Raw genomic sequence first — 22,585 nt, forward strand, 5'->3', positions numbered from 1 at the left:
TCGCTCAGCGACCGGGCTCCGCGTCGTAGACCTGCTCCCCTTCCACCCACGTGCCGAGCACCCGCGTGCTGCCGATCTCGTCGGCCGGTCCGTCGGACGGGTCCCGGTCGAGCAGTGCGAGGCGCCGCCCGCGCGCACCTCGTCGTGTGGATTCGCGGCAGTGCCCGGCATGAGACCTCCCCATCGAGTTCCGACTGCCGGTAGTCAATCACAAGAGCCGACCGAGGTACAGCGAAAAACGAAGCATACGGAGCACTTTGCGACGATATCCGTTGCATTCGCCGAATCGAGCAACGGATATCCGGGATCAGCGTCCGTCGAAGTTGAACGCCTTCAGCAGCTCGCCGACCGCCTTGTCGCGCTGCTCCCCGCCGTGCTCGAACATGTGCGTGACGTGGGTGCGCAGGTGGTTCTCCAGCAGCAGCCGGTTCAGGGATTCGAGGGACCGCTGGATCGCACGGGACTGCGTGATGATGTCCATGCAGTACTCCTCGTTCTCGATCATCCGCGCGATCCCGCGCAGCTGACCCTCGAGGATGCTGGTGCGGTGCAGGGCGCGCTTCTTGATGTCGTCGATCACCCTTCGAGCGTAGTCCGCACGAGCCCGGCGGGATCCGCCGGCACGTCCATGAAAGGATGGCGGCATGTCGCGTACGCCGATGGCGCTGCTGTCCCCCGCCGATCAGGAGCGGCTGCGCGGCCTGCGGCGGATGAAGGCGGTCGCGCTGGGCGCGCTGCTGGCCATGGCGATCGCCTTCGTGTTCGCGTTCTGGCTGCAGGAGCGGCATCCGTGGCTGGCCTATCTGCGCGCCGCGGCCGAAGGCGGCATGGTCGGGGCGCTGGCGGACTGGTTCGCGGTCACCGCCCTGTTCCGCCGCCCGCTCGGCCTGCCGATCCCGCACACCGCGATCATCCCGACCCGCAAGGACGAGATCGGCCGCTCCCTGGGCGAGTTCGTGGAGGCGAACTTCCTGTCCGCGGAGGTCGTGCGCGCCAAGCTCGCGACGACGTCCGTGGCGCGCCGCTTCGGCGACTGGCTGCGCCGGCCCGCGCACGCCGAGCGGGTCGCCGCCGAGGGCGCGACCGTCGCCACCGCCGTGCTGCACGCGCTCAGCGACGACGACGTGCGCGACCTGATCGCCGATCTCGCCCGCGAGCACCTTGTCGCGCCGGAGTGGGGACCGCCGGCGGGCGCCTGGCTGCAGCGGATCGTCGAGGCCGACGCGCACCGCGGCGCGGTGGATCTCGCCGTGGACAGCATCGCCACCTGGCTGGACGGCAACGCGGAGGCGTTCTCCGGCCTGGTGTCGCGCCGCCTGCCGGCCTGGGTGCCGCGGATCGCGCAGCGGCTGGTCGACGAGACCGTGTACAACGAGGCGGTGAAGTTCGTCCGCGCCGTGCAGGCGGATGCCGGGCATCCGGCCCGCCGCGCTCTCGACGGCTACCTCGCCCGCCTCGCCGACGGCCTGCAGCACGACCCGGCGGTGCGCGCCCGCTTCGAGGGCGCCAAGGCGGCCATGTTCGACAGTCCCCGCGTCGCGGCGCTGGCCGCGGAGGCGTGGAACACCGCGAAGAACGGGCTGCTCACGGCTCTCGCCGACCCGGAGAGCGGGCTGCGGCGGCGCGCCGCCACGGCCCTGACCGAGGTGGGCGAGCGGCTGGCCACGGATGCCGCCCTGCAGGCCCGCGTGGACGGCTGGGCCACCGAGGCGGCGGTGTTCCTCGTCGACCGCTACCGGCACGACATCGCCTCGATCATCACCGATACCGTGGAGCGGTGGGACGCCGCCGAGACCACCGAGAAGATCGAGCTCATGGTCGGTCGCGACCTGCAGTACATCCGCCTGAACGGCACGGTCGTGGGCGCCCTCGCGGGCCTGGCGATCTTCGCCGTCGCCCACAACCTGATCCCCGGAGCATGACATGGCACTCTCGCACGACCCCCTCTGGCCCCGCGCGGGCTCCTGGCCGGCCTTCGACGACGCGGCGGATGCCGTGCTGCTCGGCGTCCCCGCCTGGCGCAGCTCGCTGTCGCCGACCGGCGCGCACGCGACCCCGGCGGCCGTGCGCGAGGCGCTGGCCCGGTACAGCCCGACCCTGATGGGCCCGCCCGCGGTGGACCTGAACGCGGTGCTGCGGATCGCGGATGCCGGGGACGTGTCCGAACCGGACGGCGAGGAGGGCATCGCGGCGGTCGTGCAGCGGGTGCGCGAGTTCGGCCCGGCCTTCACGATCGCGCTCGGCGGCGACAACTCGGTGACCTACCCCGTCGCGCGCGGGGCCCGGGCGACCGGTCTGATCACCTTCGACGCGCACTTCGACCTGCGCGACGGCGTCTCCAACGGCTCCCCGGTGCGCCGACTCGTGGAGGACGCCCCCGACGAGGAGCGGATCGACCCGCGGCGGATCGTGCAGATCGGCATCGCCGACTTCACGAACTCGGTCGCCTACGCGCAGCGCGCCGCCGACTGGGGCATCCGAGTGATCGCTCTCGACGAGCTGCGCCGCCGCGGCATCCCGGACGTCCTCGCTGAGGCCCTCGAGATCGCCGGGGCCGGGGACGGCGCCCGCGTGCACCTCGACATCGACGTGGACGTGTGCGACCGGTCGGTCGCACCCGGCTGCCCGGCCAGCGCGCCCGGCGGGCTCGCCGCGTGGGAGCTGCGCGCCCTCACCCGCGGTGTCGCCTCGGACGCCCGCGTCGTCAGCGCCGACCTCGTCGAGGTGGACGCGACGGCGGATGCCGAGGACGCGCGCACCGTGCGCCTGACCGCGCTGTGTGTGCTGGAGCTGCTCGCAGGGCTTGCCTCGCGCTGAGACCGCGCCTCCTCCGGAGGTCGGCGGGCCGACCCTAGGATGAGGGCTGTGACCGCCGCATCCGTGACACCGCACACCTGGACCGAACGCCTCCGCTACGTCAGCGACCCCACCGCCCAGAGGTCCCTCGCCGGCAAGAGCCTCGGGGTGGCCATCGCCTGCGTCCTCGGGATCGGCGTCGGGATCGGGTTCATCCTGCTCGGCGTGCCGCTGGTCGGCTGGATCGTGATCGGCCTGGCGATCGCGGCGATCCTGGTCTGGCTCGCGATCGCGGCGAACGCGGTCGGGAAGGGGATCGCCGACGCCGGCATCGACGCCTCGATGAAGGTGATCACGCTGTCCCTGAAGGACTACGAGGCCGTGAAGGCCCGGGCCACGACCAAGGCGCGCAGGATGGTGCTCTTCGCCCCGATGCTCGGCAGCGCGGCCACCGTGCACGTCGGACTCAACGGCCGCACCGGCGAAGAGGTCCACCGCGCCCTGCAGCTCCTCGGCGCGGCCGCCGCACAGCACGGCATCACGTTCACCCGCAACACCTGAGTCCGGCGTCAGCGCACCGGAACGCCGTCCTTCCAGACCCGCGCCACCAGCGGCACGCCGGGGCGGTAGGCCAGGTGCACGCGGGTCGGGGCGTCCAGCAGCACCAGGTCGGCGCGCCTGCCCGGCGCGATGACGCCGATGTCATCGCGCCGGAGCGCGGCGGCCCCGCCGGCGGTCGCGGCCCAGACCGCCTCCGCCGTGGTCATGCCCATGTCGCGCACGGCGACGGCGATGCAGAACGGCATCGACGAGGTGAAGCTCGACCCGGGGTTGGTGTCGCATGCCAGCGCCACGGTCACCCCGGCGTCGATGAGGCGCCGCGCGTCCGGATAGGGCTGGCGCGTGGAGAACTCCACGCCCGGCAGCAGGGTGAGCACGGTGTCGGATGCGGCGAGCGCGGCGACGTCCGCGTCGGTGAGGTAGGTGCCGTGGTCGACGGATGCCGCGCCGAGCTCGACCGCCAGCTGCACGCCCTCACCGGGGCCGAGCTGGCTGGCGTGCAGGCGCGGCTGCAGCCCGCGCGCGATGCCGGCCTGGAGCACCCGCCGCGACTGCGGCACCGTGAAGGCCCCGGTCTCGCAGAACACGTCGATCCACTTCGCGTGCGGCGCGCACGCGTCCAGCATCTCCCCGACGACGAGGTCGACGTACTCGTCGGCGCGGCCGGCGTACTCGGCCGGCACGACGTGCGCGCCCAGGAACGTCACCTCCTCGGTGACCTCGGCGGCGAGCCGCACCAGCCGCTCCTCGGTGGCGACGTCGAGCCCGTATCCGCTCTTGATCTCCACCGTCGTCGTGCCCTGGGCGTGCATCTCGTCGAGGAAGCCGCGCAGCCGCTCGCGCAGCTGGTCGTCGCTCGCGCCGCGAGTGGCGGTCACGGTCGAGCGGATGCCGCCCGCGGCGTACTTCTCGCCGGCCATGCGCGCTTCGAATTCGGCGGCGCGATCGCCGCCGAAGACGAGGTGGCTGTGGCTGTCCACGAACCCGGGGATGACCGCCCGGCCGCCGGCGTCGACGACCTCGGCGGCGCCGCGGCCGCTCTCCCCGGATGCCCGGACCGGGGCATCCGGGGCGGCGCCGACCCATGCGATCCGGCCATCCTCGATGAGCACGGCGGCATCGTGCAGCGTGCCGCAGCGGTCGCCGGCGGCGCCGGGGTCGTTGGTGGTCAGCTCCCCGATGTTCGTGATCAGCGTGGCGCTCACAGCATCGGCACCTTCAGGCCGCGCTCGCGGGCGACCTCGCGCGCGTGCTCGTAGCCGGCGTCCACATGCCGCATCACGCCGGTGCCGGGGTCGTTGGTGAGCACCCGCTCCAGCTTCTGCGCGGCGAGCTCGGTGCCGTCGGCCACGGTGACCTGGCCGGCGTGGATGCTGCGGCCGATGCCGACACCGCCGCCGTGGTGGATGGACACCCACGCCGCGCCGGAGGCGGTGTTCAGCAGCGCGTTCAGCAGCGGCCAGTCGGCGATCGCGTCGGAGCCGTCCTTCATGGCTTCGGTCTCGCGGTACGGCGAGGCCACCGAGCCGGAGTCGAGGTGGTCTCGGCCGATCACGATCGGCGCCTTCAGCTCGCCCGAGGCGACCATCTCGTTGAACTTCAGGCCGGCGAGGTGGCGCTCCTTGTAGCCGAGCCAGCAGATGCGCGCGGGCAGGCCCTCGAAGTGCACCTTCTCCCCCGCCTTCTTCAGCCAGCGGTGCAGGGCGGCGTCCTCCGGGAACAGCTCGGCGATGGCGCGGTCGGTCTTGTAGATGTCCTCCGGGTCGCCCGAGAGAGCGGCCCAGCGGAACGGGCCGCGGCCCTCCTCGAACTGCGGGCGGATGTAGGCCGGCACGAAGCCGGGGAACGCGAACGCGCGGTCGAAGCCGCCGAGCTGCGCCTCGGCCCGGATCGAGTTGCCGTAGTCGAACACCGCGGCGCCGGCGTCCTGGAAGTCGACCATGGCCCGCACGTGCGCGGCCATCGACTCCCGCGAGCGGCGGGTGAACTCCTCCGGGTCGCGCTCGGCCTCGGCCTTCCAGTCCTCGACCGAGATGCCGATCGGGAGGTAGGCGAGCGGGTCGTGGGCGCTGGTCTGGTCGGTGACGATGTCGATCGGCACGCCGCGGCGGAACAGTTCTGGGAACACCTCGGCGGCGTTGCCGACGATGCCGACCGAGAGGGCCTCGCCGGCCTGCTTGGCTGCCACGGCACGGGCCACCGCGGTGTCGAGGTCGGTGTGGTACTCGTCCAGGTAGCCGTGGTCCACGCGGCGGGCCAGGCGGGTCTCGTCGACGTCGACGATGAGGCAGGCGCCCTCGTTCAGCGTGACCGCGAGCGGCTGCGCGCCGCCCATGCCGCCGGCGCCGCCGGTGAGGGACAGCGTGCCCTTGAGCGAGTCGCGGCCGAGCGAGCGGGCGACGGCGGCGAAGGTCTCGTAGGTGCCCTGCAGGATGCCCTGCGAGCCGATGTAGATCCACGAGCCGGCGGTCATCTGGCCGTACATGGTCAGGCCCAGCGACTCGAGCCGACGGAACTCGGGCCAGGTGGCCCAGTCGCCGACGAGGTTCGAGTTCGCGATGAGCACGCGCGGCGCCCACTCGTGGGTGCGGAACACGCCGACCGGCTTGCCGGACTGCACCAGCAGGGTCTCGTCGGGCTCCAGCTCGTCGAGGGCGCGCACGATCGCGTCGTACGCCTCCCAGCTGCGGGCGGCGCGGCCGGTACCGCCGTAGACGACGAGGTCCTCGGGGTGCTCGGCGACCTCGGGGTCGAGGTTGTTCATCAGCATCCGCTTGGCGGCCTCGGCGCCCCAGCTCTTCGCGGTGCGCTCGTTGCCGCGCGGGGCGCGGACGCTCCGCCCCTGGTGGCCGATCCCGTTGGCGGCGGTCGCAGTGGTGGTCGCGGTGGTGGTGTCAGACATTCGCGTGCTCCTTCGCAGTGCGGAGGACCTCGCCCGAGCGCACGAGCTCGGTGACGGCCTCCATGTCGGGTGAGAGGAAATGGTCGGGTCCGGGGCCTTCGGCCACGGTGCGGACGAGGTCGCGCACCGCGCCGGTGGCGGGTCCGGCCTCGAGCGGCGCGCGCAGGTCGAGCGCGCGGGCGCCCGTGAGGATCTCGATGGCGAGGACGCGGGCGAGTCCGTCGATCGCGCGCCGCAGCTTGCGGGCGGCGGCCCAGCCCATCGAGACGTGGTCCTCCTGCATCGCCGAGGACGGGATGGAGTCGACGGATGCCGGGGCGGCGAGCCGCTTCAGCTCCGAGACGATGCCGGCGGCGGCGTACTGGGCGATCATGAGCCCGGAGTCCACGCCCACCTCGTGGGCGAGGAAGGGCGGCAGGCCGTGGCTGCGCGCCGGGTCGAGGGCGCGGTCCGTGCGGCGCTCGGAGACGGATGCCACGTCGGCGACCGAGATCGCGAGGAAGTCGAGGACCGCGGCGACAGGGGCGCCGTGGAAGTTGCCGTTCGATTCGATGCGTCCGTCGGCGGTGACCACGGGGTTATCGACGACGGAGGCCAGCTCGCGCTCCGCGATCGTCGCGGCGTGCGCCATGGTGTCGCGGGCGGCGCCGTGCACCTGCGGAGAGCAGCGCAGCGAGTAGGCGTCCTGCACGCGCCCGTCCTCCGGGCCCTTGTGGCTGGCCACCATGGGCGAGTCGCCGAGGAAGGCGCGCAGGTTCGCGGCCGAGGCGGCCTGGCCGACCTGGGGGCGCAGCGCCATCAGATCGGCGGCGAACACGGCATCCGTGCCCAGCTGCGACTCGATCGACATCGCGGCGGCGAGGTCGGCGGTGGTGACCAGCGTCTCCAGGTCGTGCAGCGCGAGCACGAGCATCCCGAGCATGCCGTCGGTGCCGTTGATGAGGGCGAGCCCCTCCTTCTCCACGAGCACCAGCGGCTCGATGCCCGCGGCGGCGAGCGCCTGGGCCGCCGGCATCAGCTCGCCGTGGGCGTCGCGCACCTCGCCTTCGCCCATCGCGGCGAGCGCGATGTGGGCGAGCGGGGCGAGGTCGCCGGAGCAGCCGAGCGAGCCGTACTCGCGCACGATCGGGGTGATCCCCGCATTCAGCATGGCCGCGTAGGCGTCGACGACCGCCGGGCGCACGCCCGTGTGGCCGGAGGCGAGCGTCTGCAGGCGCAGCAGCTGCAGCGCGCGGACGACCTCGGTCTCCACCTCGGGGCCGGTGCCGGCGGCGTGCGAGCGGATCAGGCTGACCTGCAACTGACGGCGGCGCTCCGGGGCGATGAAGGTGGTGGCGAGGGCGCCGAACCCGGTGGAGACGCCGTAGTGCGGCTTGGGATCGGCCGCCATGCCGTCGATGACGGCGCGGGCCGCGGCGACGCGGTCACGGGCGCTGTCGGCGATGGTGACGGGGGCGTGGTGGCGGGCGACGGCGACGACGTCCGCGGGAGTGAGCGGCGTCGCGCCGATGACGATCGGGGAGGTTTCCTGCATGCTTCGATTCCACACCCTGGGGGTGCCGGGCGGAGGGGCGGAATGACAGACTGTGTCTGTGATTCCAGACGAACTCGCCCGCCCCGAGGCGCGCCCGCAGGTTCCCGCGGCGGACCAGACGCTGCGCATCCTCCGCCATCTCGCGCGGCGGCCGGCGCCGGTGGCGGCATCCGCGCTCGCCCGGGACCTCGGCATCCCGAGGTCGACGGTCTACCACCTGCTGGCGACGCTCGAGGCGCACGGCTTCGTGGTGCGGCTGCCGCAGGAGCGGCGCTGGGGTCTGGGCACCAGCGCCTTCGAGCTCGCCGGCGGCTACGCCCGGCAGGAGCCCCTGGCGCGTCTCGGCCGGCCCCTGGTCGCAGGCCTCGCCGACCGTCTGGGCGAGAGCGCGCACCTCGCGGTGATGAGCGGACGAGACGTGCTGTACATCGTGGAGGAGCGGGCGCTGCGCCGCCCGGCGCTGGTGACCGAGGTCGGGGTGCGCCTTCCCGCGCACCTCACCGCCACCGGCCGCGCGATGCTCGCCGCGCTGCCGGCCTCGCAGGTGCGCGCGCTGTATCCGGACGTCTCGGCGTTCACCGAGCGCACCGGGCGCGGCCCGTCGAAGCCGTCCGAGCTGAGGGAGCTGCTGCGCCAGGTGCGGCGCACCGGGGTGGCGACCGAGGACGGCGAGGTGACCGAGGGCTTCCGCTCGGTCGCCGTGGCCGTGCGCGATCACGCCGGGTGGCCGACCGCCGCAGTCGCGGTGACCTGGGCGGCGGACGCCGGCGTCGACGTGGGGGCGGTGACGGATGCCGTGACCGGTGCCGCCCGCACGCTGGAGCGACGCACCGGACGGCGCGACCGGCCGGGCGCGTCACCGTGACCGAATCAGGCCCCGAATCATCGTGGCGCCGCGCACGGGAGGTGAGCGCCCCGGGACAGGGGCGTTAAACGCGAAAGAGCCACCCAGCACTGGGTGGCTCTTTCACAGAAGAAGTCCGGCGGTGTCCTACTCTCCCACAGGGTCCCCCCTGCAGTACCATCGGCGCTGTGAGGCTTAGCTTCCGGGTTCGGAATGTGTCCGGGCGTTTCCCTCACGCTATGGCCGCCGAAACACTGTTGACATGTTCATCGGCAACACACTCGTGTGGTGTGTTGTTTGGTTCCGACCGTACGTCGAGAACCACAAAGTGGACGCGAGCTTTCTCAAGGGAAAGTGTTATCAAGTCGTCGGCTTATTAGTACCAGTCAGCTGCACCCATTGCTGGGCTTCCACATCTGGCCTATCAACCCAGTCGTCTGGCTGGGAGCCTCTCCACCCGAGGGTGATGGAAGTCTCATCTTGAGGCCGGCTTCCCGCTTAGATGCTTTCAGCGGTTATCCATCCCGAACGTAGCTAACCAGCGGTGCTCCTGGCGGAACAACTGGCACACCAGAGGTTCGTCCAACCCGGTCCTCTCGTACTAGGGTCAGATCCTCTCAAACTTCCTACGCGCGCAGCGGATAGGGACCGAACTGTCTCACGACGTTCTAAACCCAGCTCGCGTACCGCTTTAATGGGCGAACAGCCCAACCCTTGGGACCTACTCCAGCCCCAGGATGCGACGAGCCGACATCGAGGTGCCAAACCATGCCGTCGATATGGACTCTTGGGCAAGATCAGCCTGTTATCCCCGAGGTACCTTTTATCCGTTGAGCGACAGCGCTTCCACAAGCCACTGCCGGATCACTAGTCCCGACTTTCGTCCCTGCTCGACCTGTCAGTCTCACAGTCAAGCTCCCTTGTGCACTTACACTCGACACCTGATTGCCAACCAGGTTGAGGGAACCTTTGGGCGCCTCCGTTACTCTTTGGGAGGCAACCGCCCCAGTTAAACTACCCACCAGGCACTGTCCCTGAACCGGATCACGGTTCGAAGTTAGATATCCAGAGTGACCAGAGTGGTATTTCAACAATGACTCCACCCGAACTGGCGTCCGAGCTTCACCGTCTCCCACCTATCCTACACAAGCCACACCGAACACCAATACCAAGCTGTAGTAAAGGTCACGGGGTCTTTCCGTCCTGCTGCGCGTAACGAGCATCTTTACTCGTAATGCAATTTCGCCGAGTTCGCGGTTGAGACAGTTGGGAAGTCGTTACGCCATTCGTGCAGGTCGGAACTTACCCGACAAGGAATTTCGCTACCTTAGGATGGTTATAGTTACCACCGCCGTTTACTGGGGCTTAAATTCTCAGCTTCGCCTTGCGGCTAACCGGTCCTCTTAACCTTCCAGCACCGGGCAGGCGTCAGTCCGTATACATCGTCTTGCGACTTCGCACGGACCTGTGTTTTTAGTAAACAGTCGCTACCCACTAGTCTCTGCGGCCCCCACGCCCTTTCGGAGCAAGTCCTAATAAGCGGAGGGCCCCCCTTCTCCCGAAGTTACGGGGGCATTTTGCCGAGTTCCTTAACCACGATTCTCTCGATCTCCTTGGTATTCTCTACCTGACCACCTGAGTCGGTTTGGGGTACGGGCGGCTAGAACCTCGCGTCGATGCTTTTCTCGGCAGCATAGGATCACCCACTTTTCATCCGCATCGTGTCTCAGCCTGTATGAGCCGCGGATTTGCCTACGACTCGGCCTACGCACTTGCACCAGGACAACCATCGCCTGGCTTGGGCTACCTTCCTGCGTCACACCTGTTAATACGCTAGCCGCACCAGCATGGGGTCGCGCGCTCCCCACCACGATGCCACCCGAAGGCGGCGGTGTGATGGTTCGGGCGCTTAGCACCACTGGATTGACTGGGGCGGTTCTTCGCCGGTACGGGAATATCAACCCGTTGTCCATCGACTACGCCTGTCGGCCTCGCCTTAGGTCCCGACTTACCCAGGGAAGATTAGCTTGACCCTGGAACCCTTGGTCTTCCGGAGGACGTGTTTCTCACACGTCTTTCGCTACTCATGCCTGCATTCTCACTCGTGTGGCCTCCACGGCTAGATCACTCTGCCGCTTCACCGCCCACACGACGCTCTCCTACCCATCAACACGGCTGGACCACGAAGGCCTACCAAAAATGTCAATGCCACAACTTCGGTGGCGTGCTTGAGCCCCGTTACATTGTCGGCGCGGAATCACTTGACCAGTGAGCTATTACGCACTCTTTCAAGGGTGGCTGCTTCTAAGCCAACCTCCTGGTTGTCTGAGCAACTCCACATCCTTTTCCACTTAGCACGCGCTTTGGGACCTTAGATGGTGGTCTGGGTTGTTTCCCTCTCGACTATGAAGCTTATCCCCCACAGTCTCACTGCTGCGCTCTCACTTACCGGCATTCGGAGTTTGGCTGACGTCAGTAACCTGGTGGGGCCCATCGGCCATCCAGTAGCTCTACCTCCGGCAAGAAACACGCAACGCTGCACCTAAATGCATTTCGGAGAGAACCAGCTATCACGAAGTTTGATTGGCCTTTCACCCCTATCCACAGCTCATCCCCTCAGTTTTCAACCTAAGTGGGTTCGGCCCTCCACGACGTCTTACCGTCGCTTCAGCCTGGCCATGGATAGATCACTTCGCTTCGGGTCTAGGACATGCGACTCAAACGCCCTATTCAGACTCGCTTTCGCTACGGCTACCCCACACGGGTTAACCTCGCCACATATCACTAACTCGCAGGCTCATTCTTCAAAAGGCACGCTGTCACACCTACCAGGGGTGCTCCAACGGTTTGTAAGCAAACGGTTTCAGGTACTATTTCACTCCCCTCCCGGGGTACTTTTCACCTTTCCCTCACGGTACTTGTCCGCTATCGGTCATCTGGGAGTATTTAGGCTTATCAGGTGGTCCTGACAGATTCACACGGGATTTCTCGGGCCCCGTGCTACTTGGGATACACTCCACGCTGCGAACCGCATTTCGACTACGGGGCTGGCACCCACTACGGCTGGCCTTTCAAGACCATTCGTCTATACGATCGCATCACGTCGGCCACTCGGCAGAATGACCAGGAGAGTCCCGCAACCCCGGATATGCAACGCCTGCCGGCTCTCACACACACCCGGTTTAGCCTCATCCGCTTTCGCTCGCCACTACTCACGGAATCACGGTTGTTTTCTCTTCCTGTGGGTACTGAGATGTTTCACTTCCCCACGTTCCCTCTACCCGCCCTATATATTCAGACGGGAGTCACCAGGTCGGCACGCCGCCCGGCGGGGTTTCCCCATTCGGAGATCCTCGGATCAAAACTCGCTTATCAGTTCCCCGAGGCTTATCGCAGATTGCTACGTCCTTCTTCGGCTCCAGATGCCAAGGCATCCACCGTTTGCTCTTAAAGACTTGAAATCACATGAGCACGACCAACCCCAAAAGGGCCGGTCGAAGTTTTCTTTAAGATGCTCGCGTCCACTGTGTAGTTCTCAAAGTACGGGCGGTCCCCCTCCCCCACCACCACCACGGCGACAGAAGAAAGGGCCACGAGGTCCAGTCCAACCCGAAAGCCGGCCCGGTCCCTCAGGACCCAACAGCGTGCAGACGCCCCGCTCACCACCCCCCACCTTCCAACCACCGAAGCGGCGTACTAGCAGAAGACAGCTGCGCTGACGTCATGTCAAATGTTCCACCCATGAGCTGACCGGCGGGAACGTTCGCCCCGAACCGGCGCCTGGACACCAACAGGTGCCAGATGCTCCTTAGAAAGGAGGTGATCCAGCCGCACCTTCCGGTACGGCTACCTTGTTACGACTTAGTCCTAATTACCGATCCCACCTTCGACGGCTCCCTCCACAAGGGTTAGGCCACCGGCTTCAGGTGTTACCGACTTTCATGACTTGACGGGCGGTGTGTACAAGACCCGGGAACGTATTCACCGCAGCGTTGCTGATCTGCGATTACTAGCGACTCCGACTTCATGAGGTCGAGTTGCAGACCTCAATCCGAACTGGGACCGGCTTTTTGGGATTCGCTCCACCTCGCGGTATCGCAGCCCTTTGTACCGGCCATTGTAGCATGCGTGAAGCCCAAGACATAAGGGGCATGATGATTTGACGTCATCCCCACCTTCCTCCGAGTTGACCCCGGCAGTATCCCATGAGTTCCCACCATAACGTGCTGGCAACATAGAACGAGGGTTGCGCTCGTTGCGGGACTTAACCCAACATCTCACGACACGAGCTGACGACAACCATGCACCACCTGTTCACGAGTGTCCAAAGAGTTCCCTATTTCTAGGGCGTTCTCGTGTATGTCAAGCCTTGGTAAGGTTCTTCGCGTTGCATCGAATTAATCCGCATGCTCCGCCGCTTGTGCGGGTCCCCGTCAATTCCTTTGAGTTTTAGCCTTGCGGCCGTACTCCCCAGGCGGGGAACTTAATGCGTTAGCTGCGTCACGGAATCCGTGGAAAGGACCCCACAACTAGTTCCCAACGTTTACGGGGTGGACTACCAGGGTATCTAAGCCTGTTTGCTCCCCACCCTTTCGCTCCTCAGCGTCAGTTACGGCCCAGAGATCTGCCTTCGCCATCGGTGTTCCTCCTGATATCTGCGCATTCCACCGCTACACCAGGAATTCCAATCTCCCCTACCGCACTCCAGTCTGCCCGTACCCACTGCAGGCCCGAGGTTGAGCCTCGGGTTTTCACAGCAGACGCGACAGACCGCCTACGAGCTCTTTACGCCCAATAATTCCGGATAACGCTTGCGCCCTACGTATTACCGCGGCTGCTGGCACGTAGTTAGCCGGCGCTTTTTCTGCAGGTACCGTCACTCACGCTTCTTCCCTGCTAAAAGAGGTTTACAACCCGAAGGCCGTCATCCCTCACGCGGCGTTGCTGCATCAGGCTTGCGCCCATTGTGCAATATTCCCCACTGCTGCCTCCCGTAGGAGTCTGGGCCGTGTCTCAGTCCCAGTGTGGCCGGTCACCCTCTCAGGCCGGCTACCCGTCGACGCCTTGGTGAGCCATTACCTCACCAACAAGCTGATAGGCCGCGAGCCCATCCCCAACCGAAAAAATCTTTCCAACCACAGACCATGCGGCCATGGCACATATCCAGTATTAGACGCCGTTTCCAGCGCTTATCCCAGAGTCAGGGGCAGGTTGCTCACGTGTTACTCACCCGTTCGCCACTAATCCACCCAGCAAGCTGGGCTTCATCGTTCGACTTGCATGTGTTAAGCACGCCGCCAGCGTTCATCCTGAGCCAGGATCAAACTCTCCGTAAAAAAACAGAAGCCAACCAACAACCGGGAAAACAGTCGAAGGCCAGCGAGTTCAATCATGACCAAAACGAATGTCACTGACATCCGCAAATTGATCCAAAGGAATTCTCAACGACTCCGAAAAGCCGACGAGGATAATTTGGCATTTGACAAGTGCACGCTGTTGAGTTCTCAAGGATCGGACGCACCCACACACCCACCAACCAAGGCAGGACGCGCAGGGCAACTTCGCAATCTGTCCGGGCACCGTTGAGGCTGTGCAGCCTTCCGGACCCGGGCCCTCCATCCTACACCAACGTGACCACTGATGTGAAGTAGGAGGTGTGTCCGCCGCTTGGAGGGGAGCTGGACCTTCCGGCCTTCCGCTCAACCGCTTGGGGCGAACAGGTAACAACTTACGCGGATCCCGCCGACCCGGCAAATCCGGATCGCGCTCCGGGCGTGTCGCGCCGTCGGCCGGGCCGCGCTCAGGGATCGGTCTCGCCCTGGACGACGGCGAGCCGTCCGGCGACGCCGCGACCGATCCCGCGCTCACCGGGGCGATCATCACCACCCGCACCGGCACCAGCCGGGTCCGCACCTCCACCCGCACGATCACCGTCGCCGGCTTCGCCCTGCTGGTGATGTTCGCCGTCTGGGCGGTCGGCGAGGACTCGCTGTGGGCGATGTCCGGCGCGATCGGCATCGCCCAGGCCGGCATGGACGACGGAGGCCTCGGGCTCGTGCTGAGCGCGTCCACGGCCGGAGGCCTGGTCGCCGCGATCGCGCTCATCGTCCTCGGCGCCCGGCTCGGGCGGGCCCTGCCGCTCGGCATCCTGATCGCGCTCGGCGGCGCGCTCAAACTGCTCGCCTGCACGACCACCGACCCCACCGTGTATCTCGTCAGCATGATCGCGTGGAACACCGTGTACGCCGTCGCCTTCATGTACATCGTGGCCACCGCCGCCGCCCTGGACGCGAGCGGGCGATGGTCCGGTCCGGTGCTCGGCGTGTACCTCATCGGCTCGAGCTTCTCGCCGCTGTTCGGGGCGTGGATCGCCGAGATGTCCGGGTTCCTCGGCCTCGGGATCGTGCTCGCCGGCATCAGCGCGGTCCTGCTGATCCCGCTCATCCTGGTCGCCCGCCTCTCCACACGCGTGGAGAAGGAGCAGCTGCTCCCGGGTGAGGCCTCCCCCGATATCGACCTCATCCGCACGGCAGGAGTCTGAATTCATGGCAACGATCTATCGAGGTGCCCGGGTGTTCACCGCCGCGGAGGCCCCCTGGGCCGAGGCGCTCGTCGTCGACGGCGATCGCCTCGCGTTCGTGGGCGACGAGCACTCCGCGCGCGCCGCGGCCGGCCCGGACGCGGAGATCGTCGACCTGGACGGCGGGGTCGTGCTGCCCGGCTTCCTCGACGTGCACACGCACCTGCTGATGATGGGGGAAGCGCTCGGCGCCGTCCCGCTCACGGAGGAGCGCACGCTGGAGGCGATCCAGGCGCGTCTGCGCGAGGCCCGGGCGGCGGATCCCGCGGCCCCGCGCCTGCACGGCCGCGGCTGGCTGTTCGACTCGGTGCCCGGCGGTCGTCCCACGGCAGCCATGATCGACGCGGCCGTGCCGGATGTGCCGGTGTACCTGCAGGCCAACGACTACCACTCCGTGTGGGTGAACTCGGCGGCGCTGGCCGAGCTCGGCGTCACCCGGGACACGCCGGACCCGCTCGGCGGCGAGATCGGCCGTGACGCGGACGGTGCGCCGGACGGGATGTTCTACGAGACGGCCGCGCAGCAGATCGTCTGGCCGTTCCTCGACGAGGTCCGCACGGATGCCGAGCGGGACGAGGCCCTGGAGCGCGCCTTCGCCGCGTACCTCGCCGCCGGCGTGACCGGCGCCGTGGCATGGCGCTCGATCCGGTCGCCCTCGCCGCCCTCGACCGGATCGCCGGGCGCCGCGGCGGGCTCCCGCTCGCGGTGCGCGCGCACTGGTTCGTCCACAACACCGGCGACGACGAGGAGAACCTCGCCCAGGTGCGCCGTGCGGTGGAGCTGTCGCAGCGGACGGATGCCCCGTGGCTGCGCGTGGTCGGCATCAAGCTGATCCTGGACGGCGTGATCGACGCCTGCACCGCGGCGCTGCGGGCGCCGTACACGAACGGCGCGAACGCCGACCCGATCTGGCCCCTCGATCGGCTGATCCCGGTGGTGACCGCCGCGGACGCGGCGGGGCTGCAGATCGCGATGCACGCGATCGGCGATCGGGCCAGCGACATCGCCCTGGACACCCTAGAGGCCGCGGTCGCCCGCAACGGCGCCCGCGAGCGCCGGCACCGCATCGAGCACCTCGAGTACGCCGCGCCGGAGACCCCGGCGCGGATGGCGAAGCTCGGCGTCACCGCATCCATGCAGCCGGTGCACGCCGACCCGTCGATCTGGGAGAACTGGGCCGCCATGCTCGGGCCTGAGCGCGCCGCCCGCGGCTTCGCCTGGCCGGAGTACGTCGACGCCGGGGTGCGGCTCGCGTTCTCGACCGACGCGCCGACCGCGCCGCACCCGGCGCTGGCGAACATGTTCATCGCGGCCACCCGCCGTTCCGCCGCCGACCCCTCCCTGCCCCCGGTGCTGCCGCACTTCGCGCTCCCCCTCGAGCAGGCGATCGTGCACGGCACGCGCGACGCCGCGGCGTCCCTCGGCGAGGAGCACCTCCGCGGCAGCCTCGCCGCCGGCATGCGGGCGGACTTCGCCGTCCTCGACCGGGACCCGTTCGCCCTCGGCCCGGACGCACTGCTGGCGGCATCCGTCGTCCGCACCGTCGTCGGCGGCCGCACCGTCCACGTCATCGGCACCTGACCCCGGCCCCGTTTCACTACCATCGCTCTAGACCGTCGCCCGAGAGATCAGGCGGCGGCGAATCGAAGGAGATCCCATGTCCTGGCGCATGCCGTCCGAGACCGCACCGCACACCCGCACCTGGATGGCGTTCCCCGCCGAGGGGATCACCCTCGGCGAGAGCGACACCGAGCGCGAGGAGGGATACGCCGCCTGGACCGCGGTCGCGCACGCGGTCGCCGAGTTCGAGCCGGTCACCATGCTCGTCGACCCGAGCGAGCTCGGCCGCGCGCGCCGGATGCTGTCGGAGCAGATCGAGATCGTCGAGGCTCCGGTGGACGAGTTCTGGATGCGCGACTCCGGCCCCACCTTCGTCGTCGACGACGAGCGCCCCGGGGTGCTCGGCGCCGTCGACTGGGTGTTCAACGGCTGGGGCGCCCCGGCCTGGGCGCAGTGGCGGAAGTCCGCGGAGCACGCCCGGATCATCGCGGCGGCCACCGGCGCCGAGCTGGTCAGCTCCACGCTCGTGAACGAGGGCGGCGGCATCCACGTCGACGGCGAGGGCACCGTGCTGCTCACCGACACCGTACAGCTCGACCCGCGCCGCAACCCGTACCTGGACCGCACGCGCGTGGAGGCGGAGATGCTCCGCACGATCGGCGCCACCACCGCGGTCTGGCTGCCCCGCGGCCTCACCCGCGACTACGACGAGTTCGGCACGAACGGCCACGTCGACATCGTGGCGACCCTGCCCTCCCCGGGCGTGCTGCTGATGCACGCGCAGGAGGACCCGGCGCACCCCGATCACCAGGTGATGGCCGAGCTGCGCGCACACCTGGAGACCCAGACGGACGCCGCCGGCCGCACCTTCGAGATCGTCGACCTGCCGGCGCCGTCCACCCTCCGCGACGACGAGGGCTTCGTGGACTGGAGCTACGTCAACCACCTCGTCACGAACGACGGCGTGGTCGCGTGCGGCTTCGGCGACGAGAAGGCGGATGCCCGCGCCCGCGCCATCCTGTCCGACGTGTACCCCGGTCGCCGCGTCGTCACGGTGGACGCGCGCCCGCTGTTCGACCGCGGCGGCGGCATCCACTGCATCACGCAGCAGCAGCCCGCCCTGCCCGACACCACCCGCTGAACGCCCGCCGAGACACAGCCGCCGGCCGCGGCCGGAAAGCCGCCCCAGACGACCCCGGCAACCCGAGACGAACCCTGCAAGGAGTCACCCCATGTTCGACGTGTACGAACGCTCCATCGCCGACCTGCGCCGTGCGCTGGAGACCGGCGCGACGACCGCCGTGGAGCTGGTCGACGCCTATCTCGCCCGCATCGACGCCTACGACGCCCCCGACACGCCCACCGCGCTGAACGCGGTCGTCGTGCGCAACCCGGAGGCGCGCGCGGAGGCCGCCGCATCCGACGCCCGGCGCGCCCGCGGCGAGACGCTCGGCCCGCTGGACGGCATCCCGTACACCGCGAAGGACAGCTACCTGGTGAAGGGGCTCACCGCGGCATCCGGCAGCCCGGCGTTCAAGGACCTCGTCGCCCAGCGCGACGCGTTCACGATCGAGCGGCTGCGCGCCGGCGGGGCGATCTGCCTGGGCCTGACGAACATGCCGCCGATGGCCAACGGGGGCATGCAGCGCGGCGTGTACGGCCGCGCCGAGAGCCCGTACAACGCCGACTACCTCACCGCGCCGTTCGCCTCCGGGTCCTCGAACGGATCCGGCACGGCGACGGCGGCGAGCTTCGGCGCCTTCGGCCTGGGCGAGGAGACGTGGTCGAGCGGGCGGGGACCGGCGACGAACAACGCCCTGTGCGCGTACACGCCGTCCCGCGGCGTGATCTCGGTGCGCGGCAACTGGCCGCTGGTGCCGACCATGGACGTCGTCGTGCCGCACACCCGCAGCATGGCGGATCTGCTCGAGGTGCTCGACGTCATCGTCGGCGACGACGCCGAGACGCGGGGCGACTTCTGGCGCGTGCAGCCGTGGGTGCAGCTGCCCGCGGCATCTGCGGTGCGCCCGGCCTCGTACCCCGCGCTCGCGGTGACGGATGCCGAGCAGGGCGCGGCGGTCCTGGCGGGAAAGCGCATCGGCATCCCGAAGATGTACATCAACGCCGACCCCGAGGCCGGCACCGCGGAGAACCCCGGCATCGGCGGCCCCACCGGGCGGCGCATCGAGACCCGCCCGTCCGTGATCGCCCGCTGGGAGGTCGCGCGCCGCGACCTGGAGGCCGCCGGCGCCACGGTGGTCGAGGTGGACTTCCCGGTCGTGTCGAACTACGAGGGCGACCGGCCTGGGGCGCCCACGATCGCCACCCGCGGCCTGGTCAGCCCGGAGTACCTGCGCCGGGAGATCGTCGACCTCTCCGCGTGGGGCTGGGAGGACTTCCTGCAGGCGAACGGTGACCCGGCTCTGCGCTCGCTCGCGGATGTGGACGGGGCGACGATCTTCCCGCATCCGGAGGGTGCGCTGCCGGACCGGTACGACGGGTTCGACGACGACATCGCGGAGTACCCGGCCTGGGTGCGCGAGCACCCGGGAGCGACGTTCGACGACATGCCGGAGCTCGCCGACGGGCTGCGCGGGCTGGAGGAGACCCGCCGCCGCGACCTCGAGGAGTGGATGGACGGGCTGCGCCTGGATGCGGTGGTGTTCCCCGCGGTCGCGGACGTGGGACCGGCGGACATGGATGTGAACCCGGCATCCGCGGACCTGGGCTGGCGCAACGGCGTCTGGATCGCGAACGGCAACCTGGCGATGCGTCACCTCGGCATCCCGAGCGTGACGGTGCCGATGGGCCTGATGGAGGACATCGGCATGCCGATCGGGCTCACCTTCATCGGCCGGGCGTACGACGACACCGAGCTGCTGCGCGTCGCCTCCGCGTTCGAGGCGATCGGGACCCCCGGCACGCGGCGCACGCCTCCGCCGCGCACGCCGCGGCTCTGACGCCGGGCGCGCGGCGTCGCGGCGTCACACCCGGGCGGCCTCGACCCGGATGCGCTCCGCCCCGGTGTACACGTTCATGGAGCGCCCGCGGAGGAAACCGACGAGCGTGAGTCCGGACGCCGCGGCGAGCTCGACCGCGAGCGACGACGGCGCCGAGACCGCCGCGAGGATGGGGATCAGAATGCGCCGCGAAGAACTCCGGGCCCACGCGGCGCACCGTGGCCTCCTCGGCGACCGCCTTGGCGCCGTTCTCGCAGAACTCCGCGATGTGCCGTCTGTCCTCCTCCGGCCAGGCGCAGCCGGGACAGTCGAACCCGTCCTTCTGGTTGACTCGCGTCAGGGTCTGCACCGAGCGCACGATCCCCATCTGCTCGTGCGCGATCTGCAGGGCGTGCAGCACGGCCGGCACGCCCACGGCCACCTCCTTCGGAGCCGTCACGCGCAGACGCGTCTCGTCGATGTCCTCTGTCGGGGGGTTCCGGGCCATGGGGCGAGAATAGACCACGATCGCCGCTGCGCGGCGCCCCGCGTCACAGGCGCCCGGCGCCGGGCCTCGCGGCCTCAGGCCGCGAACCCCGCGGACCTCACGTCGCGAGACCGCCCAGGCCGACCCAGGACGCCCCGCCGTCGGCCTCCACCTGCTTCTTCCACACCGGCAGCTCCGCCTTCACGCTCTCGACCAGCGCGCGGCACACCTCGAAGGCGTCGGCGCGATGCGCGGACGACACCGCGCACACGATGGCCGTCTCACCCACGCCGAGCGCCCCGACGCGGTGGCTGATCGCGATCCTCAGCCCCGCCGCATCCGCATCGGCGGCGAGCGCGGCGAGGAAGCGCCCGGCATCCGGGTGCGCGCTGTACTCCAGCCGCACCACGCGCCCCTCGGCATCCGGGTCGTGGTCGCGCACAGTGCCGACGAAGAGCGCGGTGGCGCCGGCCGCGGCATCCGCCACCGCGGTCAGGTGCGCGGCGACGTCCAGCGGCTGCGCGGAGATCTCACTGCGCACGATCACGGGTGATCACCCCCGTCGAGCTGCGAGAGCGCGTGCGCGGCGACGGAGAGGACGACCGGGATGCCGTCGCGCACCGCGCCCGGCGAGCCGGGGAGGTTCACCACGAGCGCGCGCCCCGCGATCCCCGCCCGCCCGCGCGAGAGCAGCGCCTGCGGGAGGACGGCGGCGCCGCGGCGGCGCAGCTCCTCGGCGATCCCCGGCAGCTCGCGGTCGAACAGCTCGTCCATCGCGTCGGGCGTCACGTCCCGCGGGGAGACGCCGGTGCCGCCGGTCGTCACGACCAGACGCGCCCCGGCATCCGCGGCCTCTCGCACCGCGGCGACGATCTCCGCGACCTCGTCGGGAACCACCCGGACGTCGGCCCGCCAGCCACCGCCCGCGAGGAGTTCGGCGGCGAGCGGACCGGAGACGTCCTCGCGCAGCCCCGCCGCGGAGCGATCCGAGACCGTCACCACGACGGCCTGCCTGGTCGGAGCGTTCATCCGCTCAGTCTAGATTCCGCCGGGCACCCGCTCCCGGCCCGGGCACAGGCCGTCGGGGTAGCCTGACCCGACCGGCCCGTGCCCGACGGCGCCGAGTCCGAGAACGTGGAGGACGCACGCCGCCCGTGGTCGACATCGTCATCGTGTTGCTGCTGTTCGCCGCGTTCGTGGCGGGGCTGCGCGCCGGCCTGTTCTCCGCGCTCGGCATGGTCTGCGGGCTCATCGCCGGAGGGCTCGCCGCGCCGTGGGCGCTGCCCGCCGTGGCGGGCCTCGTGACCGACGAGGCCTGGCGCGGTCCCGCCGTCGTCGCCGCGGCCGTGCTGCTGCTCGCGGCGGGCGCGGGGATCGGCGCCGCGATGGGCTCGCTGCTGCGCCGCGGCGCCGACCGGCTGCGGATACGGGTCGCCGAGCGCCTGCTCGGCGGGGCGTTCAGCCTGCTCGCCGCGGTCCTCGCCGTCGTCCTCGCCGGCGCCGGCGTGGCCTCCGCGGGCATCCCCGTGGTCTCCTCGGCGGTGGCGTCGTCGACCGTGCTGCGCACGATCGACGGGATGACGCCCGAGCCCCTGGACGAGGCGATGGCGCGCCTGCACGAGGCCGTGCTCGGCGACACCGTGCTCCCCACCATCGACGGCCTCCTGGACGACAGCGACCTGTCCATCGCCCCCGACGCCGGTGAGATCGACACCGACAATCCCCAGCTCGCCCGGGCCGCGGCCTCGGTGGCCCGGCTCACCGGCGTCGCCCGGGAGTGCCAGGCGATGCTGTCCGGCACCGGGTTCGTCGCCGCCGAGGACCGCATCGTGACGAACGCCCACGTCGTCGCCGGCGTCCAGACCCTGCGCGTCGAGCTGCCCGGCGAGCCCGCCCGCGACGGCCACGTGGTGTACTTCGACCCCGTGGACGACCTCGCGGTGGTCGCCGCGGATGTGGATGCGGCCCCGCTCCCCCTCGGCCAGGCCCTCTCCCCGGGTGCGGGCGGCGTCATCCAGGGCTACCCGCACGGCGGGCCGTTCCGCACCGTACCGGCCGGCGTCGCGGCATCCGACCCGATGACGGTCGCCGACATCTACGGCGGGACGGGCGCCGAGCGCGACGTGTACGCCCTGCGGGCGCAGGTCGAGCCCGGCAACTCCGGCGGACCCCTGCTCACCGAGACCGGCGAGGTGGCCGGCGTCGTGTTCGCTCGCGACGAGGCCCGCGCCGACGTCGGCTACGCCATGACGAACGCCGAGCTGATGCCGGCGCTCGAGGCGGCCCAGGGCGCGGATCAGCCGGTGGCGACGGGACGCTGCCTGGGGTGACAGCCGCCCCGCCGATGCCCGGATGACCGCACGGGGATCATGACCGCGCCGG

At 69.5% G+C, this 22,585-nt stretch carries 16 protein-coding genes, 3 rRNA genes and 3 pseudogenes; 10 read left to right on the forward strand and 12 right to left on the reverse strand.

The features are described 5' to 3' along the window. Nucleotides 1-4: 4 nt before the first annotated feature. A complete protein-coding gene (locus JSY13_RS09215; protein ID WP_259606400.1) occupies nucleotides 5-184 on the reverse strand; it encodes a hypothetical protein in 180 nt (59 codons plus the stop codon). A gap of 123 nt (nucleotides 185-307) precedes the next feature. After that, nucleotides 308-580, reverse strand: coding sequence for a metal-sensitive transcriptional regulator (locus JSY13_RS09220; protein ID WP_259606401.1), 273 nt, complete (start codon nucleotides 578-580; stop codon nucleotides 308-310). Between the two features lie 64 nt (nucleotides 581-644). On the opposite strand from JSY13_RS09220, the gene JSY13_RS09225 reads away from it, so the two are divergent. Genes JSY13_RS09225 through JSY13_RS09235 form a run of 3 tightly spaced genes read left to right on the forward strand, consistent with a single transcriptional unit; the run spans nucleotide 645 to nucleotide 3,357 of the window. After that, entirely contained in the window at nucleotides 645-1,922 is a 1,278-nt protein-coding gene (locus JSY13_RS09225; protein WP_259606402.1) for a DUF445 domain-containing protein, read from the forward strand. A 1-nt stretch (nucleotide 1,923) separates the two neighbouring features. Continuing rightward, nucleotides 1,924-2,817: an arginase family protein gene (locus JSY13_RS09230; protein WP_259606403.1), complete on the forward strand. Its 894-nt coding sequence runs from the start codon at nucleotides 1,924-1,926 to the stop codon at nucleotides 2,815-2,817. Nucleotides 2,818-2,865: 48 nt separating this feature from the next. Beyond that, nucleotides 2,866-3,357 (forward strand): hypothetical protein, encoded by a 492-nt coding sequence (locus tag JSY13_RS09235; RefSeq protein ID WP_259606404.1) that lies wholly within the window; start codon nucleotides 2,866-2,868, stop codon nucleotides 3,355-3,357. Between the two features lie 8 nt (nucleotides 3,358-3,365). On the opposite strand, the gene hutI is transcribed toward JSY13_RS09235, so the two are convergent. The 3 genes from hutI to hutH are packed head-to-tail and all read right to left on the reverse strand — an operon-like array spanning nucleotide 3,366 to nucleotide 7,793. Beyond that, nucleotides 3,366-4,562 (reverse strand): imidazolonepropionase, encoded by a 1,197-nt coding sequence (gene hutI / locus JSY13_RS09240; RefSeq protein WP_259606405.1) that lies wholly within the window; start codon nucleotides 4,560-4,562, stop codon nucleotides 3,366-3,368. After that, the gene (gene hutU / locus JSY13_RS09245; RefSeq protein WP_259606406.1) at nucleotides 4,559-6,259 is read right to left on the reverse strand and encodes a urocanate hydratase; all 1,701 of its coding nucleotides are present in this window, start codon (nucleotides 6,257-6,259) and stop codon (nucleotides 4,559-4,561) included. Before hutU ends, hutI begins: the two co-directional genes overlap by 4 nt. Continuing rightward, entirely contained in the window at nucleotides 6,252-7,793 is a 1,542-nt protein-coding gene (gene hutH, locus JSY13_RS09250; RefSeq protein WP_259606407.1) for a histidine ammonia-lyase, read from the reverse strand. Before hutH ends, hutU begins: the two co-directional genes overlap by 8 nt. Before the next feature lie 52 nt (nucleotides 7,794-7,845). Here hutH and JSY13_RS09255 point away from each other — a divergent pair, with 52 nt between their 5' ends. Beyond that, nucleotides 7,846-8,658 (forward strand): IclR family transcriptional regulator, encoded by an 813-nt coding sequence (locus JSY13_RS09255; RefSeq protein ID WP_259606408.1) that lies wholly within the window; start codon nucleotides 7,846-7,848, stop codon nucleotides 8,656-8,658. Between the two features lie 113 nt (nucleotides 8,659-8,771). Here JSY13_RS09255 and rrf read toward each other — a convergent pair. The 3 genes from rrf to JSY13_RS09270 all read right to left on the reverse strand — a co-directional run bounded on the left by rrf (nucleotide 8,772) and on the right by JSY13_RS09270 (nucleotide 13,973). Continuing rightward, a 5S ribosomal RNA gene (rrf, locus tag JSY13_RS09260) occupies nucleotides 8,772-8,888 on the reverse strand. Nucleotides 8,889-8,993: 105 nt separating this feature from the next. After that, a 23S ribosomal RNA gene (locus JSY13_RS09265) occupies nucleotides 8,994-12,098 on the reverse strand. A 351-nt stretch (nucleotides 12,099-12,449) separates the two neighbouring features. Then, nucleotides 12,450-13,973 (reverse strand): 16S ribosomal RNA (locus JSY13_RS09270). The 16S, 23S and 5S rRNA genes sit together here, the layout of an rRNA operon. Nucleotides 13,974-14,344: 371 nt before the next feature. Between JSY13_RS09270 and JSY13_RS09275 the strand changes: the two genes are divergently transcribed. The 5 genes and pseudogenes from JSY13_RS09275 (at nucleotide 14,345) to JSY13_RS09290 (ending at nucleotide 19,737) form a co-directional block, all read left to right on the forward strand. Further along, nucleotides 14,345-15,178 (forward strand): MFS transporter, encoded by an 834-nt coding sequence (locus tag JSY13_RS09275; RefSeq protein ID WP_259606409.1) that lies wholly within the window; start codon nucleotides 14,345-14,347, stop codon nucleotides 15,176-15,178. 4 nt (nucleotides 15,179-15,182) lie between these two features. After that, nucleotides 15,183-15,794 (forward strand): annotated as a pseudogene (locus JSY13_RS12560) (amidohydrolase family protein); the annotation flags it as partial. Between the two features lie 56 nt (nucleotides 15,795-15,850). Next, nucleotides 15,851-16,798, forward strand: coding sequence for an amidohydrolase (locus JSY13_RS12565; RefSeq protein WP_336297682.1), 948 nt, complete (start codon nucleotides 15,851-15,853; stop codon nucleotides 16,796-16,798). Nucleotides 16,799-16,874: 76 nt separating this feature from the next. After that, complete coding sequence (locus JSY13_RS09285; RefSeq protein WP_259606410.1) at nucleotides 16,875-17,918, forward strand: agmatine deiminase family protein; 1,044 nt, start codon at nucleotides 16,875-16,877, stop codon at nucleotides 17,916-17,918. A gap of 91 nt (nucleotides 17,919-18,009) precedes the next feature. Continuing rightward, nucleotides 18,010-19,737: an amidase gene (locus JSY13_RS09290; RefSeq protein WP_259606411.1), complete on the forward strand. Its 1,728-nt coding sequence runs from the start codon at nucleotides 18,010-18,012 to the stop codon at nucleotides 19,735-19,737. A gap of 24 nt (nucleotides 19,738-19,761) precedes the next feature. Here the strand turns inward: JSY13_RS09290 and JSY13_RS09295 are convergent. The 4 genes and pseudogenes from JSY13_RS09295 to JSY13_RS09310 form a co-directional block, all read right to left on the reverse strand. Beyond that, nucleotides 19,762-19,914 (reverse strand): annotated as a pseudogene (locus tag JSY13_RS09295) (formate dehydrogenase accessory sulfurtransferase FdhD); the annotation flags it as partial. A gap of 1 nt (nucleotide 19,915) precedes the next feature. Then, nucleotides 19,916-20,224, reverse strand: a pseudogene (locus JSY13_RS09300) (hypothetical protein); the annotation flags it as partial. Nucleotides 20,225-20,321: 97 nt separating this feature from the next. After that, complete coding sequence (locus JSY13_RS09305; RefSeq protein WP_259606412.1) at nucleotides 20,322-20,750, reverse strand: molybdenum cofactor biosynthesis protein MoaE; 429 nt, start codon at nucleotides 20,748-20,750, stop codon at nucleotides 20,322-20,324. Next, nucleotides 20,747-21,232, reverse strand: coding sequence for a MogA/MoaB family molybdenum cofactor biosynthesis protein (locus JSY13_RS09310; RefSeq protein WP_259606413.1), 486 nt, complete (start codon nucleotides 21,230-21,232; stop codon nucleotides 20,747-20,749). Before JSY13_RS09310 ends, JSY13_RS09305 begins: the two co-directional genes overlap by 4 nt. Nucleotides 21,233-21,357: 125 nt before the next feature. Between JSY13_RS09310 and JSY13_RS09315 the strand changes: the two genes are divergently transcribed. Next, nucleotides 21,358-22,533 carry a MarP family serine protease gene (locus tag JSY13_RS09315; RefSeq protein ID WP_259606414.1) on the forward strand — a complete coding sequence of 392 codons (1,176 nt, stop codon included), beginning with the start codon at nucleotides 21,358-21,360 and terminating at the stop codon, nucleotides 22,531-22,533. The last annotated feature ends 52 nt before the right edge of the window (nucleotides 22,534-22,585 follow it).

The sequence above is a fragment of the Microbacterium neungamense genome, from assembly GCF_024971095.1.
GTDB lineage: Bacteria > Actinomycetota > Actinomycetes > Actinomycetales > Microbacteriaceae > Microbacterium > Microbacterium neungamense.

What these genes read in the sequence shown, in the direction of transcription:
- JSY13_RS09230 (WP_259606403.1), top strand. Translation starts at nt 1,924, where the DNA reads ATGGCACTCTCGCACGACCCCCTCTGGCCCCGCGCGGGCTCCTGGCCG.
- JSY13_RS09225 (WP_259606402.1), top strand. Translation starts at nt 645, where the DNA reads ATGTCGCGTACGCCGATGGCGCTGCTGTCCCCCGCCGATCAGGAGCGG.
- JSY13_RS12565 (WP_336297682.1), top strand. Translation starts at nt 15,851, where the DNA reads ATGGCGCTCGATCCGGTCGCCCTCGCCGCCCTCGACCGGATCGCCGGG.
- hutH (WP_259606407.1), bottom strand. Translation starts at nt 7,793, where the DNA reads ATGCAGGAAACCTCCCCGATCGTCATCGGCGCGACGCCGCTCACTCCC.
- hutU (WP_259606406.1), bottom strand. Translation starts at nt 6,259, where the DNA reads ATGTCTGACACCACCACCGCGACCACCACTGCGACCGCCGCCAACGGG.
- JSY13_RS09290 (WP_259606411.1), top strand. Translation starts at nt 18,010, where the DNA reads ATGTTCGACGTGTACGAACGCTCCATCGCCGACCTGCGCCGTGCGCTG.
- JSY13_RS09285 (WP_259606410.1), top strand. Translation starts at nt 16,875, where the DNA reads ATGTCCTGGCGCATGCCGTCCGAGACCGCACCGCACACCCGCACCTGG.
- JSY13_RS09215 (WP_259606400.1), bottom strand. Translation starts at nt 184, where the DNA reads ATGGGGAGGTCTCATGCCGGGCACTGCCGCGAATCCACACGACGAGGT.
- JSY13_RS09310 (WP_259606413.1), bottom strand. Translation starts at nt 21,232, where the DNA reads ATGAACGCTCCGACCAGGCAGGCCGTCGTGGTGACGGTCTCGGATCGC.